General features: G+C 71.7%; 14 protein-coding genes. 7 read left to right on the plus strand and 7 right to left on the minus strand.

The genetic code is table 11. The features are described from left to right. Positions 1-54 precede the first annotated feature (54 nt). Complete coding sequence (locus tag AB0G50_RS31650) at positions 55-1224, minus strand: acyl-CoA dehydrogenase family protein (protein WP_360116111.1); 1170 nt, start codon at positions 1222-1224, stop codon at positions 55-57. A gap of 12 nt (positions 1225-1236) precedes the next feature. Further along, positions 1237-2388, minus strand: a complete 1152-nt coding sequence (locus AB0G50_RS31655) for an acyl-CoA dehydrogenase family protein (RefSeq protein WP_360116114.1) — start codon at positions 2386-2388, stop codon at positions 1237-1239. Positions 2389-2455: 67 nt separating this feature from the next. On the opposite strand from AB0G50_RS31655, the gene AB0G50_RS31660 reads away from it, so the two are divergent. Further along, a complete protein-coding gene (locus tag AB0G50_RS31660) occupies positions 2456-3058 on the plus strand; it encodes a TetR family transcriptional regulator (RefSeq protein WP_360116117.1) in 603 nt (200 codons plus the stop codon). A gap of 10 nt (positions 3059-3068) precedes the next feature. Further along, positions 3069-4070 carry a non-homologous end-joining DNA ligase gene (gene ligD, locus AB0G50_RS31665; RefSeq protein ID WP_360116120.1) on the plus strand — a complete coding sequence of 334 codons (1002 nt, stop codon included), beginning with the start codon at positions 3069-3071 and terminating at the stop codon, positions 4068-4070. Positions 4071-4083: 13 nt separating this feature from the next. On the opposite strand, the gene AB0G50_RS31670 is transcribed toward ligD, so the two are convergent. Further along, a complete protein-coding gene (locus tag AB0G50_RS31670; RefSeq protein WP_360116123.1) occupies positions 4084-4953 on the minus strand; it encodes a hypothetical protein in 870 nt (289 codons plus the stop codon). A gap of 664 nt (positions 4954-5617) precedes the next feature. On the opposite strand from AB0G50_RS31670, the gene AB0G50_RS31675 reads away from it, so the two are divergent. Beyond that, positions 5618-5821 carry a hypothetical protein gene (locus AB0G50_RS31675; protein ID WP_360116126.1) on the plus strand — a complete coding sequence of 68 codons (204 nt, stop codon included), beginning with the start codon at positions 5618-5620 and terminating at the stop codon, positions 5819-5821. A gap of 146 nt (positions 5822-5967) precedes the next feature. After that, positions 5968-6636, plus strand: coding sequence for a DUF6319 family protein (locus tag AB0G50_RS31680; RefSeq protein WP_360116129.1), 669 nt, complete (start codon positions 5968-5970; stop codon positions 6634-6636). A 339-nt stretch (positions 6637-6975) separates the two neighbouring features. Here AB0G50_RS31680 and AB0G50_RS31685 read toward each other — a convergent pair whose 3' ends face one another. Next, entirely contained in the window at positions 6976-8487 is a 1512-nt protein-coding gene (locus tag AB0G50_RS31685; protein WP_360116132.1) for an alpha/beta fold hydrolase, read from the minus strand. Positions 8488-8616: 129 nt separating this feature from the next. Between AB0G50_RS31685 and AB0G50_RS31690 the strand changes: the two genes are divergently transcribed. Further along, positions 8617-9522 carry an EamA family transporter gene (locus AB0G50_RS31690; protein ID WP_360116156.1) on the plus strand — a complete coding sequence of 302 codons (906 nt, stop codon included), beginning with the start codon at positions 8617-8619 and terminating at the stop codon, positions 9520-9522. Positions 9523-9613: 91 nt separating this feature from the next. Here the strand turns inward: AB0G50_RS31690 and AB0G50_RS31695 are convergent, their stop codons facing one another. From AB0G50_RS31695 to AB0G50_RS31705, 3 genes are all read right to left on the minus strand, one after another. After that, positions 9614-10054, minus strand: coding sequence for a hypothetical protein (locus AB0G50_RS31695; RefSeq protein ID WP_360116135.1), 441 nt, complete (start codon positions 10052-10054; stop codon positions 9614-9616). Positions 10055-10085: 31 nt separating this feature from the next. Next, complete coding sequence (locus AB0G50_RS31700; protein ID WP_360116138.1) at positions 10086-11168, minus strand: ATP-dependent DNA ligase; 1083 nt, start codon at positions 11166-11168, stop codon at positions 10086-10088. Positions 11169-11242: 74 nt separating this feature from the next. Further along, positions 11243-11992, minus strand: coding sequence for a pyrimidine reductase family protein (locus tag AB0G50_RS31705; protein WP_360116141.1), 750 nt, complete (start codon positions 11990-11992; stop codon positions 11243-11245). A gap of 40 nt (positions 11993-12032) precedes the next feature. Between AB0G50_RS31705 and zapE the strand changes: the two genes are divergently transcribed. After that, positions 12033-13037, plus strand: a complete 1005-nt coding sequence (gene zapE / locus AB0G50_RS31710; protein WP_360116144.1) for a cell division protein ZapE — start codon at positions 12033-12035, stop codon at positions 13035-13037. 168 nt (positions 13038-13205) lie between these two features. Then, entirely contained in the window at positions 13206-13451 is a 246-nt protein-coding gene (locus AB0G50_RS31715; protein WP_360116147.1) for a DUF3040 domain-containing protein, read from the plus strand. Positions 13452-13626: the final 175 nt, after the last annotated feature.

Consider the following 13626-nt stretch of genomic DNA (forward strand, 5'->3'; position numbering starts at 1 on the left):
CTGGGGCGCGCTCCCGGAGCGCCGGTGGGGGCAGCCCTACCTCCGCCGGGGTGGTCAGCCGAGCGTTCCGGTCACCTTCGCGTGGCCCTTCAACAGGTTGCGCGCGATGGTGCGGCGCTGGATCTCGTCGGTGCCCTCGTAGATGCGCAGCAGGCGCAGTTCCCGGTACCACCGCTCGATCGGCAGTTCGCGGGTGTAGCCCATGCCGCCGTGGATCTGGAGCACCCGGTCCACGATCTCGTTGGCCTTGACGCCGCCGTAGAGCTTGGCCATGGACTGCGCCTGCCGGGAGTCCGCGCCCTGGTCGACCAACCACGCCGCGTGCAGCACGAGCCACCGCAGCGCCTCGATCTCCACGGCCGAGTCGGCCAGCATCCACTGGATGGCCTGGTACTCCGCGATCGGCTTGCCGAACGTGACCCGGTTGCGGGCCTGCTCCACGGCCATCTCCACCAGCCGTTCGCACGAGCCGAGCGCGCGGGCGGGCAGCAGGTAGCGACCCTGGCCGATCCACTGCATGGCGAGGTCGAACCCGCGGCCCACCTCGCCCAGCACGTTCGCCTCGGGCACCCGCACGTCCTCGAACACCAGCGCGGCCGGTCCCCACTGGCCCATGGTCTGGATCGGCTCGGAGCGCCAGCCCATGTCCCGGTCGACCAGGAAGCACGTGACGCCGCCGTTCGCGCCCTTCTCGCGGTCGGTCACCGCGAACACCATCACGAAGTCCGCGTCGTTGCCGCCGGTGATGAAGGTCTTCTCGCCGTTGACGACCCAGTCGCCGCCGTCCTTGCGCGCGGACGTGCGGATCGCCTTGGCGTCCGAGCCCGCGCCCGGCTCGGTGATCGCGAAGCAGGACGCCCGGTCGCCCGCGATGGTCGGCAGCAGGTACCGGCGCTTCTGCTCCTCGTCGGCGTGGAACAGGATGTTGTCCGCCTGGCCGCCGAACCGGAACGGCACGAAGCTGCGACCCAGCTCGGCCTCGATAAGCGCGGCCATCAACGCGCCCAATTCCATCCCGCCGTACTCCTGCGGGGTGAGGATTCCGAAGAACCCGGCGAGCTTCGCCTTGTCCTGCAACTCCTTCAGCTCGTCGCGCGTGACGCCGGGCCGCCCGAGCCGTTCGCGGCGCAGGACCTCCGCCTCCAGCGGCGCGATCTCGCGGCGGACGAACGTCCGCACCCAGTCCCGGATCTCCCGCTGCTCCTCATCGAGCGTGAAGTCCACGTCGTGCCTCCTCTACGCGAAGGCGCTGACCCCGGTCAGCGCCCGGCCGATGAGCAGCTTCTGGATTTGGCTGGTGCCTTCGTAGAGCGTGGTGACGCGGGTGTCCCGGAGGTACTTGCCCACCGGGTACTCGTCCACGTAGCCGTAGCCGCCGAACACCTGGATCGCGTTGTTCGCCGCCCTCACCGCCGCCTCGGAGGCGTAGAGCTTGGCCATGGACGCGGCCGTGCCGAACGGCTCGCCGCGGTCGGCCAGGTCCGCGCACCGCCACGTGAGCAGCCGCGCGGCCTCGGTCTCGACCGCCATGTCGGCCAGGAGTTCCTGCACCAGTTGGAAACCCGCGATGGGACGGCCGAACTGCTCGCGTTCGCCGGCGTACTTCAGGGCCGCCTCCAGCGCGCCGCGGGCCGCGCCCACGCACCCGGCCGCCACGGACATCCGCCCGCGGTCGAGCGCGGCCATCGCGAGGCGGAAGCCGGTGCCCTCGGCGCCGAGTCGGGCGTCATCCGGAATTTTCACGCCGTCGAGGGACAATTCCGCCGTTGCCTGACCACGCATGCCGAGCTTGCCGGTGATCTCGGTGGCCTGGAAGCCCGGGCTGTCGGTCGGCACCAGGAACGCGGTGATCCCCTTCGGGCCGGGACCGCCGGTGCGGGCGAACACGAGCGCGACGTCCGCCCACGTCCCGTTGGTGATGAACACCTTCCGGCCGGTGAGCACCCAGTCGTCGCCGACGCGCTCGGCCCTGGTGGCGAGCGACGCCGCGTCCGAGCCGGTGCCCGGTTCGGTGAGGCCGAAGCAGCCGATCGCCGTGCCGGCGCACAACCCGGGCAGCCACCGCCGCCGCTGCTCCTCGGTGCCGTGCCCGGCGATCGTCTTGGCGACCAGACCCAGCGACACCGACACGATCCCGCGCACCGCCGAGTCGCCGCGCGCCAGTTCCTCCAGCACCAGGCAGTAGGCGAGGTTGTCGCCGCCCGAGCCGCCGTGCTCCTCCGCGACGCCCAGACCGAGGAAGCCGACCCGGCCCAGCGCGGGAACCAGGTCGCGGTCGACGGCCTCCTCTCGGTCCCAGCGCGCCGCGTGCGGCACGATCCGCTCCTCGGTGAACCGGTGGGCGAGCTGCTGGAGCTGCCGGTGCTCGTCGGGGATTCGCAGGTCCACGATTCTCCTAACGGTGTTAGGTTTTCACCGTAGGCGCACGGTCGAGTCGAGGGCAAGGGGAGCGGACATGCCGAGGAACCCGGTCCTGAGCGCGTCGCGCATCCGGGGCGCCGCCCTCGACATCATCGACCGGGACGGGCTCGACGGCCTGTCGATGCGCAAGCTGGCCGCCGAGCTGGGCGTGCAGGCGGCGTCGCTGTACGGGCACGTGCGGACCAAGGAGGACCTGCTGCACGAGATCGCCACCGGGATCCTGGAGACGGTCGACGTGAGCGGGTTCGCGGCCGACTGGCGCCACGGCCTGGTGGCCACCGCGCGCTCGTACCGCGAGGCGCTGCTCGAGCACCCGAACATCGTGCCGTTCCTGGCCTACGGTCCCGCCAGGCGCGAGGCGTCGCTGCGCCGGCTGGACGCGGTGCACGGCGGTCTGGTGCGCGCGGGGTGGTCGCGGCGGGAGGCGACGATGATCGCGGCGGGGTTGATGTACCTGGTGTTCGGCTCGGCGCTCAGCTCGTTCTCCAGCGGCTGGGACGCGCGGACCGACTACCGGGCCGACTACCCGAACCTGGACCGGGCCCACCTGCTGCCGGCCGCGGCGGCCGAATTGGACCACGACAGCTTCGAACTCGCACTGCGCGCGTTCGTCACGGGGTTGAGCCGACCGGGTTAGGCTGCGATCCGTGCCCAAGAAGGCGGAAGAACTGACCGTAGGCTCGCGGGTGGTCCGGGTGTCCAACCCGGACAAGGTGTACTTCCCGGCGCGCGGGATCACCAAGATCCAGGTGGTCCGGTACTACCTCGCCGTCGCCGCGCCGTTGCTGTCCGTGCTGCGGGACCGGCCCACCACGCTGAAGCGGTACGTCGACGGGGTGGAGGGCGAGGCGTTCTACCAGAAGCGCCTGCCGAAGGGCGCTCCCGAGTGGGTGGAGACGGCCCGGGTGAAGTTCCCCTCCGGGCGGCCCGCGGACGAGGTCTGCCCGACCGAGGAGGCCGTGCTCGCGTGGGCGGCGAACCTGGGCACGTTCGACTTCCACCCGTGGCCGGTGCGCCGGTCGGACACCGACCACCCCGATGAGCTGCGCGTCGACCTCGACCCCCAGCCGGGCACCGACTTCCGCGACGCGGTGGAGGTCGCGCTGGTGCTGCGCGAGGTGCTGGCCGAGCTGGGCATGACGGGCTACCCGAAGACCTCCGGCGGCCGCGGCGTCCACGTGGCGGTCCGGATCCGCCCGTCGTGGGACTTCGTGGACGTCCGCCACGCGGTGATCGCCCTGGCCCGCGAGGTGGAGCGGCGGGTGCCGGAGCGCGCGACCACGTCGTGGTGGAAGGAGGAGCGCGGCGAACGCGTGTTCCTGGACTTCAACCAGGCGGCCCGGGACCGGACCATCGCGTCGGCGTGGTCGGTGCGCGGCACACCCCGTGCGACCGTGTCCACCCCGGTGACGTGGGACGATCTGTCCACTGTGGACCCGGACGACTTCGACGTGCTGTCCGTGCCGGGCTACCTGGCCGAGCACGGCGACCCGCACGCGGCCCTGGACTCCGAGTCGTTCGGCCTGGAAACCCTGCTGGAGTGGTACGAGAAGGACCCGCGCGGCGAACTCCCGTACCCGCCGGACTACCCGAAGATGCCCGGCGAACCGCCGCGCGTGCAGCCGTCGAAGGCGCGCAAGGTCGACTGAGCCCTGCCCGGTCCTACTTGAGGTCCAGTCGCATGCCGACGCGGTGGTCGGCGGGGACGTCGCGGACGACGAGGGTGGCCACCGGGCCCTGCGCGGTCGTGTCGAGGTCGAGCGCGAAGTCGTCGACGCCCTTGCGGAGGCCGATGACGTCGCAGCGGGAGCGGGTGCCCGGTGGCAGGGTGACGCGGTAGGACAGGTAGGCCAGCGGCAGGCCCATCATGGTGATGTAGTCGTCCGGGTCGCCGTGGCGCATCAGGGGTGTGGCCTTGCCCGGCCACGAGACGTCGAAGCGCAGGCGGATCTCCTCGCCCTTCACCGGTGGCGTCGGGCGGAAGTGGACCAGGACCTCCAGGCGGCCGTCGGCGAGCCAGCTCGACGTGCGCTCCCAGCGGGTGCCGCCGGTGCCGTCGACCTCGACGCTGCTCACCCGGACGTCGACGCGGCGGCGGGCGCGGCGGGGTTGGCGCCAGTTCGGGCCCAGGCGGACCCGGCAGAACGCCAGTTCGTCCGCCAGCACGAAGGCGTGCACCACGATCGACGCGGTGACGTCGCCGTTGCGGGCGATCACCACGTCCTCCTCCCACCGGTCGATCCGCCACAGCGGGTCGATCTCGGTGTAGATCAGGTTGCAGTACGAGGTGAGCAGCGACTCCAGCCGCTCGATCCGCCTGCCCTGGACGCCGCGGCCGCGGGCGAGCAGCACCAGGGCGGCCACCACGTACAGGGACGCGAGCACGAAGCCGACCGCCTTCACGGCCACCACCCCGAAGATGGAGCCGAGCGCGCTGCCGAACGCCAGGATCCCCAGCGTCGCGGTCAGCAGGCCGCTCGGCCCCACGTCCGCCAGGTGGTCGTCGAGGTAGTCGACGAACCCCTTGAGCATCGAGCCCCCTTCCCGTCCGGTGGGTCCGGGAACGGCGGCTCGTCCCGTCGGTGAACCGGTTCCGGTGCATCGACTGAAACAGGGGTGCCGGCGCGCGTCAATCCATTCTGGATGGCGTCGACTATGCGCCTGCTGCATGAGGGGTCGTGCGCCCCTCGGCTATTCGGGTCGGACCTTGCTGCTACTTGTCGCCGCTTTCGCCGCCGACATTCCGCTTCACCATGGTTTCCTCCACGGCCGGGCACGGTCGATCGCGACGACCTCGGTGCGGTGGCACGGCGAAAACGGATCGCTGGACAGGCGCCCTCGGTGGTCGAAATGAGTGCCGCACCCTGCCAAATCGATCGGATATGAAAGAACCGGACCCGTAGTCCCGGCGAGTGCGAATGGTACCGACGGTGGCCGGGCCGGGCAAAACAGGTCGCTCGATGGGGTGGTGCGATTTGTATCGCGCGAGTGGGGCGGTATTCGGGGTGTGGCGAGGACGGGGCGACTCCGCCGGTCACGTGTCGTCGGGCGGGAAGTTCCGGGTGCCGCCGCGGCGTTGGGGGTGTCGCGGGGCGTCGGTTCGGCACTGGGCCGTCCGGTTGGTAAAGCCCGCAGATCGGCGGCGTTCGGAGTGGGGCTCTCGTACCATGGTCGGCGACGAGAGGGAGGCACTGACATGACCCACGCGTACGTGGTGAGGTTCGTCGGCGGTCCCCTCGACGGTCGGGTCGACTCGGTGGCCAAGGCGCCCGAGACCCCCAAGCCCACGGTGACCCACGTGCACCTGCACGGCGGGCCCAAGATCGTGCACCACTACGACCTGCGGTACGCGGTCGAGTACGGGTGCGAGTACCACCTCCGGGTCGAGGACCCGTCCTGACCGTCCACTGTGGACTGAACGGCTGATCCGCCGGGTACCGGGCCGACTCCGCGGCGCGGTGTTCTTCCCGGGGGAGTGGGGAATTGTCGGTGCCGTAGGGCAAGCTTCCCCACGACGGATCTTGATCGGCGGTCGTGGAGGTACCGATGGCGAAGGCGAAGCAGGGCTTGTCACCGCAGGATGTCGACCACCTGCGCACGGAGCTCGCCGAAGGCCGACCGCCCGCGGTGTGGTTCACGTCCGCCGCGGTCGGCGTGGAGGCGGGGCGCTCGGCGAAGGTGGTGTCGTTCACCGAACCCGAGGAGGGCGACTTCATCCAGGTCCGGCCGACGGGCGCGAAGGACGAGTTGTCCTTCTCCCCGGCGGAGTTGACGCTGGAGAAGCCCGCGCCGCGGCGCAAGCCCGCCGTCGTGGAGCCGCCCGCGCCGGCACCCGCCGCGCCCGCGCCGGTCGAGCACATCTACACCCCGGCGCCCGCGCCCGCCCCGGAGCGCAAGCCGCAACCGGAGAAGCCCGCGCCCGCGCGCCAGCCCGCCGCGCGCAAGGCGAAGCCCGCCGAGGTGACCGTGACGCTGACGTCCACCGCCGAGGGTGAGTGGACGGTCGACGTCCAGACGGGCGCGAAGCGGACCCTCAAGTCCGCGCCCATCGCCGCGTCCGCGGTCGGGCAGGCGGCACGGCTGCTGCTGCCCGAGGTGTCCGAGGCGGTGGAGGCGGTGCTCGACGCGGCGAGGGAACGTCACCTCGCGAGAGTCGAGCAGCTCAGGGCCGAGTTGGAGGAAGCCCAACGGGCGCTTGATGATCTGGGCTCGTGACCCGCGGCCACGATGTGCGACTTCCATCGAGCGGAGTCGGTTCCATCGGGTGACCGGACTTCCCACGCGTGGCGGTAGAGCGTGTCGCGGGACACACCTACGTTCGTAGTCCTGGATGTCCGCTCGATCCACGGGAGGCCGAGATGGTTGTGGAGCCGAAGACCCCGGAACCCGCTCTGGACGGTTGTGGCTGCTGCACCGGCTGCACGGGCCCGGGCTGCGGCTGCTGTTCGAGCTGCTAGCGCGGTTTCAGTCCACCTGGGAAGGCCCCGGCGTCCGCAGACGTCGGGGCCTTCGTTCGCCGGTGTCACCCCGGGGTGATCGCCGGAGTGGACGGGGTCACGGCGGGCAGACGGTGCCCGAGGTCGGGGTTGTGCCGTTCACCAGGAACTCGGTGGCGGCGGCCGTGGCGCAGGCGGAGACGGGGATCGCGGAGTGGCCCGCGCCCTGCCAGCCGATCGCGATGCCGGCCGGGAGGGCCTGCGCGGCCCGCTCCGAGCCGGACTGCGGGGTCACCGGGTCGCCCGAGGTGGTCACCACGACGATCGGCGGCGCGCTCGTCAGCTGCGGCACCTTCGCGGGCTGCGGCACCGGGAACGGGCCGCAGGACAGCAGCTGGCGGGCGAAGTACGCGCCGAACAGCGGGTGCTTGCCGCGCCAGTCCTGGGTGATCGTCGCGACCCGCTCCGGCGGGATCCGGACCACCGTGTCATTGCACCCGGTGATCAGCCCGGCGTCCAGCCGCGGCGGGTTGTCGTCGCGTTCGACCACGTAGGAGCGGATGAGGTCGCCGAGCTTCGCGCCGTCGCCACCCTCGGCCGCGACCAGCGCGTCGGCCAGCGCGGGCCACGCCGCCCGGTCGGCCAGACCGGCCAGGACGGCCACCGTCGCTGTGCCCGGGGTGAGATCGAAGTCGTTGCCCCGCAACGGTTTCACCCGGAGTTTGCTGAGCAGCGCGGTGAACCGCCCGGTGGCGTCCGCGCCCAGCGGGCAGGAGCGCACCACGCAGTCCTTCCCGAACGCCTCGAACGTGCTCTCGGCCGCCACCGCGCGGGACTCGGCCACGCCCTGGGAGTCGAGCGTCGGGTCCGGCGCGCCGTCGAACACCATGCGCCCGATCCGGTCGGGGTAGCGCGAGGCGTACAGCGTCAGCACCTTCGAGCCGTCGCCGACGCCGAGCGCGTTGAGGTGGGCGACGCCCAGCTTGTCCCGCAGCTGCTCCAGGTCCGCCGCCGTGCGCCAGGAGTCGACCGCGGTCAGCCGGTTCTCCAGGTCCAGCACGCACTCCTGGCTGGCCCGGCCGATGTCCTCGAGCAGCGCGTCCTGCGTCTCGGAGGCGGGGTCGGACTCCACGATCCCGACCCGGGCCAGGTCCGGCACGCACTGCACGCCGTCGGACTTGCCGGTGCCCCGCCGGTCGACCCCGATCAGGGTGAACGTGCTCAGCACGGACGCGGGCAGCGACGCCGCCAACCGGGCGGCCTTGAGCGTGCCCGGCTCACCGCCCGGGTCGCCGACGACGACCAGCGGGCTCGCGCCGGTGCCGACCCGCAGCACCGCGATGCCCAGCGTGCCGCGACCCGGCCGCGACGGCGCGTCCAGCCGCACGTTCACCCGCGCGCACTCGTAGGTCGAGGAGCCGGCGGGCGCGGTGTCGCCCATCCGCAGCCGGGTCGCGTCGGTGCAGTCCGCCCAGTCGAGGGCGTTCCGGTCGTACTCGTCCAACGGCGGGATCTCGCGCGGTCCGGTGGGCGCGGCGGCCTGCGCGGACTCCTCGTCGCCACCGTGCACGGCGATCACCGGCCGGTTCGACGGACCCGCGCTGCACGCCGCCAGGGCGCTGAAAGCCACCACCAACCAGGCGGCGTGACGCCGAAGCGGCACAGTCGTCCCTCGCTCTCTCCCATCGGCTGGTGGAGAGCCTCACACAGTCCAGGTGAGACTTCGGTGAGCGGAACAGGGAGGATGGTCCACGTGGTGATGGCCAACGTCGAACGCGTCCCGAGCGGCCCGCTGTCCGGATCGGGCTTCCTCAAGGCTTCCGCCAGGGCCTTCGGCGCCGTCCCGCCACCCGCCCTGGTGATGCTCGGCATCGTCAGCGTGCAGGTGGGAGCGGCGGTCGCCAAGCAGTTGTTCACCCACGTGGGCGCGATGGGCACGGTCACGCTGAGGCTCGCGCTCGCGGCCGTCGTGCTGCTGCTGGTGTGGCGGCCGTCGCTGCGGCTCGACCGGCGCACCTGGGCCGTGGTCGCCGGGTTCGGCCTGGTCCTGGGCGCGATGAACCTGTGCTTCTACCAGGCGATCGTGCGGATCCCGCTGGGCGCGGCGGTCACCATCGAGTTCCTGGGGCCGCTCGCGGTCGCCGTGCTCGGGTCGCGGCGCTGGCTCGACGGGCTGTGGGCGCTGCTCGCGGCGACCGGCGTCGTGCTGCTGACCAGGGCGGACGGTGGGTTGGACCTGGTCGGGGCCGGGTTCGCGCTGGGCGCGGGCGCCTGCTGGGCCGGGTACATCCTGCTCGGCGCGAAGCTCGGCAGCCGGACCTCGGACGGTCGTGGCCTGGCGCTCGCGATGGCGTTCGGCGCGGTGCTCGTGCTGCCGTTCGGGGTGGCCGAGGCGGGGTCGGCGCTGCTGGACCCGGTGGTGCTGATCGCGGGTGGCGCGGTGGCGCTGCTGTCGTCGGTGGTGCCGTACTCGTTGGAGTTGGAGGCGTTGCGGCGCATTCCGCCCCGGGTGTTCAGCATCCTGATGAGCCTGGAGCCGGCGGTGGCCGCGGTCGCCGGGTTGGTCGTGCTGCACGAGGCGTTGCGGCCGGCGCAGTGGGTCGCGGTGTGCTGTGTGGTGCTCGCGAGCGTGGGTGCCACCCGGTACGCCCGTCCGGAGGTCTGACTCTTCGGCCTGAGGCCTGAGGCCTGAGGCCGGGGCCGTGGAGCTGGGCTCCGCGGGGGCCGAGTCGGGTCCGGACGGGCGTGGGCGTGTTCTATTTGGGTGGCGCCGCCTCGTCGGCGCTGAGCGCCCCGTCCACCAGGTCGCCGCCCCGGGCCTCGAACACGGTCGAGTAGGCCTTCGAGTATTTGTCGTAGACCTCCACCGCGTTGTCGCCCGCCTTGGCCACCTCGCCGCGGAACTCGTCCCGCAGGCGCCGCATCGTGTTCACGTCGCGTCGCCGCTTCTGGCTGTGCAGGTACGGCTTGAACGTCACGTTCAACCCGCCCACCACGGCCGCGAGCAGCAACAACGTCTTGCCCAGCACGGTTTCCGAGGTGGTGAAACCCACCGCGAGCACCGCCGGGACGAGGATCAGCACCACCGTGTAGAGCATCCCGGTGGTGCGGTGCACCTGCCGCCACACGGTCATCCGCCGGTAGTCGCGCAGCATCCGCTGGTCGAGTTCGGCCACCAGCGCTTGAACGTCCGCCATGGCACGACGGTCGCACACCGCAGTTCTGCGGTTACGCGGGGCGCACCTCTCCGCGCAGCACCGACTCCACGTCGTAGCGGGCGGGCTGGTCGAGTTGGTCGTAGCCGCACGACTCCGGCTCGCGGTCCGGGCGCCAGCGGCGGAACTGGCCGTTGTGCCGCAGTCGGGCCGGCGCGGCGCCCTCGGTTTGCGAGTAGGCGATCTCCAGCACGCGTTCCGGGCGCAGCGGCACCCACTCCGCGTGCTTGCCGCGCCACCGGTTGATCTCGCCGGGCAGCCGGCGGCCGTCCGGTTCGACCAGCCACGGGTGGTCGGTGTCGGTGATCAGGTCCGCGAACTCGGCGGCCAGCGCGCGGCGTTCGGCGGCCTTGAACGAGCCGACGACGCCCACGTGGTGCAGCACGCCCCGGTCGTCGTGCAGGCCGAGCAGGAGCGAGCCGACGGCGGTGCCCGGTTCGGTGTCCTTGTGCCAGCGCAGGCCCGCCACCACGCACTCGGCGGTGCGCTGGTGCTTGACCTTGATCATGGTCCGCTTGCCCGGTGTGTAGGGGCCGGACGCGGGCTTGCCGATCACGCCGTCCAGGCCGGCGCCCTCGAACAGCTCGAACCACTGGGTGGCGAGCGCCACGTCCGTGGTCGCCGGGGTCAGGTACAGGGAGTCGCCCGGGGTGATCAACTCCTCCAGGCGGGCGCGGCGGGTGGTGCCGGGCGCGTCGAGCAGGGTGTCGTCGCCCAGCGCGAGCAGGTCGAACGCCACGAAGCTGGCCGGTGTCTGCTCGGCGAGCAGCTTCACCCGGCTCGCGGCCGGGTGGATGCGCTCGGACAGGGCGTCGAAGTCGAGCCGGTCGTCCTTGGCCACGACCAGTTCGCCGTCGAGCACGATCCGCTGCGGCAGGGTGCGGGCCAGCGCGGCGACCGCCTCGGGGAAGTACCTGTTCAGCGGCTTGCCGCTGCGGGACTGGAGGGTGAGGTCGGCGCCGTCCCGGAAGACCAGGCAGCGGTAGCCGTCCCACTTCGGCTCGAACACCAGGTCCGAGTCGGTCGGGATCGCGTCGACCGCGTTGGCCAGCATCGGCTGCACGGGAGGGGTCAGCGGTAGCGCCACGTCGGCCATCCTGCCTGGTGGAGCGGCTTGGCGCAGCAGGATGGCCGGGGTGGAATCGCGCGGGCGGTGTGGATGGGGGGAGATCAGGCGCGGCGGTAGCGCAGGAGCAGGGCGCTGTCGTGCTCCAGGACCGAGTCGAGGCTCATGGCTCGCGGTGCGTCCGGGAAGGGGCCGAAGGCGATCCGGCCCGCGCCGCCGCCGGCGAGCAGCGGTGCGTAGGTGACGCACAGCACGTCCACCAGGTCCTCGTCGATCAGGGCGCCGAAGAGGGTCGGGCCGCCCTCGCAGTCGATCCGCCGCAGGCCGCGGTCGTCCAGGGCGGACAGGGCGGCGTGGAGGTCGACCCGGGAGTCGCCGGCGAGCACGACGTCCGCGCCGGCGTCGATCAGCGCGGTCAGGCGGTCGGGCGGCGCGGCGGACGTGGTCAGGATGATCGGCGGCGTGGTGGTGTCGGTGACCAGCGGCGAGGTCGGGGCGATCGAGCACCTCGCGGTGACCACGGCGATCGGGGGGACGGGGGACAGGCCGAGGCGGGCCCGGCGTTCGGCCCGGACCTCGGTCGCCTTGACGCCCCGGTAGCCCTCGGCGTTCGCGGTGCCGGCGCCGACCAGGACCACGTCGGCCAGGTCGCGGCCCAGGGCGAAGACCCGCTTGTCCGCCGGGTTGCCCAGGGCGGCCGAACGACCGTCGACGCTGACCGCGCCGTCCAGGCTGGACACGAAGTTCACCTGGACGAAAGGCCTGGTCAGGCCGGGTGGGTACGCGTAGAGGTGTTCGAGGTCCCGGTCACCGATCGGGGGGGTCTGGACATCTTCACGTGGTCGCCACAACATCCGCACAAGAACATCCCAGCACGCCGTTAGGCTGCGTCGCATGTCCGCCCCACCCCGCCTGTCCGATCGCGATCCGCACGTCCAGGCGGACGAGTTGGTCGACGCGATGGTCCCTCCGCCCCGGTTCGACCTGGTGCGGTTCGACACGTACGTGCCCAATCCGGAGGAGCCCAGTCAGGCTGCCGCCGTGAAGGCTTGTGCGGCGTTCGCGGCCGGGGTGGGTGAGACGCGGTCGGGGTGGCTCGGCGGGTTGTTCCGCAAGACGCCGTCGGAGGCGAAGCGGGGGCTGTACCTCGACGGCGGGTTCGGGGTGGGCAAGACCCACCTGTTGGCGTCGTTGTGGCACGCGGTGCCCGGGCCCAAGGCCTACGGGACGTTCGTGGAGTTGACGAACCTCGTGGGGGCGTTGGGGTTCGTGGAGACGGTGAAGCGGTTGTCCGGGCACCGGTTGCTGGCGATCGACGAGTTCGAACTGGACGATCCCGGCGACACGATGCTGGTGACCCGGTTGATCAAGGAGTTGACGGCGGCCGGGGTGTCGGTGGCCGCGACGTCCAACACGTTGCCCGACAAGTTGGGGGAGGGGCGGTTCGCGGCGGCGGACTTCCTGCGGGAGATCCAGGCGATGTCGGCCCGGTTCTCGGTGGTGCGGGTGGACGGGCCCGACTACCGGCACCGGGGGTTGCCCGCGGCGCCTGATCCGATGAGTGACTCGGAGTTGGTTGCTCGGGCCGAGGGGATGCCCGGGGCGACGTTGGACGATTTCGGGGAGTTGTGTTCGGCGTTGGCCCGGGTGCATCCGTCCCGGTACGGGCGGTTGGTGGACGGGGTGTCCGCCGTGCACCTGCGTGGGGTGGTGCCGGCTGCGGATCAGGCGGTGGCGTTGCGGTTGGTGGCGTTGGGGGACCGGTTGTACGACCGGGACATCCCGGTGGCGGTGTCCGGGGTGCCGTTGTCGGAGTTGTTCACCGAGGAGATGTTGCGCGGGGGGTATCGGAAGAAGTACCTGCGGGCGGTGTCCCGGTTGGTGGCGCTGTCCCGGTGAGGTGGGCGGGCGGGTGGCTTGACCGGTTCAGGGGTGATTCCACGTGCAACCGAATGAAGGTCGGGCACGTCGGAGCGGGTGGGACGGGTTTTCGGGGTACCCGGGGTGGGTAGTCGGGAGTGCCGGACAGGGCTGTGGGCGCGGGCAGGGTCGTGGGAGGAGCGGTCGATGTTGAGCGAATCCGAGCGCAGAACGCTGATCGAGATCGAGTCCCGGTTGGCTGATGAGGAACCTGCTCTTGCGACCGCCCTGGTCGCCGGGAAGCCTCGGCATCCGGTGTTGACGTACTCGTTGGCCGCGGTGTTCGCCGGGCTTGGGGTGTTGTTGCTGGTCCTGGGGGCGTACGGGCCGGCTTTGGGGTCGTTGGGGATGGCTTCGGTCGTGTTCTTGCTTCGCGGGTTCACCTGGCGGTGATGGGTGCGTCCGCTTGGGGTGCGTCCGCTTGGGGTATGGGGTGCGCTCGCTGAGGCGTGGGGTGCTGTCTAGGGATTAAGAGCGTCCTCGCCGGACGGGCAGCGCCTCCGGGGGTGAAGGGCGTCGTGTTCTCCCCGTATGGCCTGCCGGAGGCAACCACATGCGTCAAGGGGGC

This window comes from Actinosynnema sp. NPDC020468 (assembly GCF_040642015.1).
GTDB lineage: Bacteria > Actinomycetota > Actinomycetes > Mycobacteriales > Pseudonocardiaceae > Actinosynnema.

What these genes read in the sequence shown, in the direction of transcription:
- AB0G50_RS31660 (WP_360116117.1), top strand. Translation starts at nt 2,456, where the DNA reads ATGCCGAGGAACCCGGTCCTGAGCGCGTCGCGCATCCGGGGCGCCGCC.
- AB0G50_RS31670 (WP_360116123.1), bottom strand. Translation starts at nt 4,953, where the DNA reads ATGCTCAAGGGGTTCGTCGACTACCTCGACGACCACCTGGCGGACGTG.
- AB0G50_RS31675 (WP_360116126.1), top strand. Translation starts at nt 5,618, where the DNA reads ATGACCCACGCGTACGTGGTGAGGTTCGTCGGCGGTCCCCTCGACGGT.
- AB0G50_RS31680 (WP_360116129.1), top strand. Translation starts at nt 5,968, where the DNA reads ATGGCGAAGGCGAAGCAGGGCTTGTCACCGCAGGATGTCGACCACCTG.
- AB0G50_RS31690 (WP_360116156.1), top strand. Translation starts at nt 8,617, where the DNA reads ATGGCCAACGTCGAACGCGTCCCGAGCGGCCCGCTGTCCGGATCGGGC.
- AB0G50_RS31695 (WP_360116135.1), bottom strand. Translation starts at nt 10,054, where the DNA reads ATGGCGGACGTTCAAGCGCTGGTGGCCGAACTCGACCAGCGGATGCTG.
- AB0G50_RS31700 (WP_360116138.1), bottom strand. Translation starts at nt 11,168, where the DNA reads ATGGCCGACGTGGCGCTACCGCTGACCCCTCCCGTGCAGCCGATGCTG.
- AB0G50_RS31705 (WP_360116141.1), bottom strand. Translation starts at nt 11,992, where the DNA reads ATGTTGTGGCGACCACGTGAAGATGTCCAGACCCCCCCGATCGGTGAC.
- zapE (WP_360116144.1), top strand. Translation starts at nt 12,033, where the DNA reads ATGTCCGCCCCACCCCGCCTGTCCGATCGCGATCCGCACGTCCAGGCG.
- AB0G50_RS31715 (WP_360116147.1), top strand. Translation starts at nt 13,206, where the DNA reads ATGTTGAGCGAATCCGAGCGCAGAACGCTGATCGAGATCGAGTCCCGG.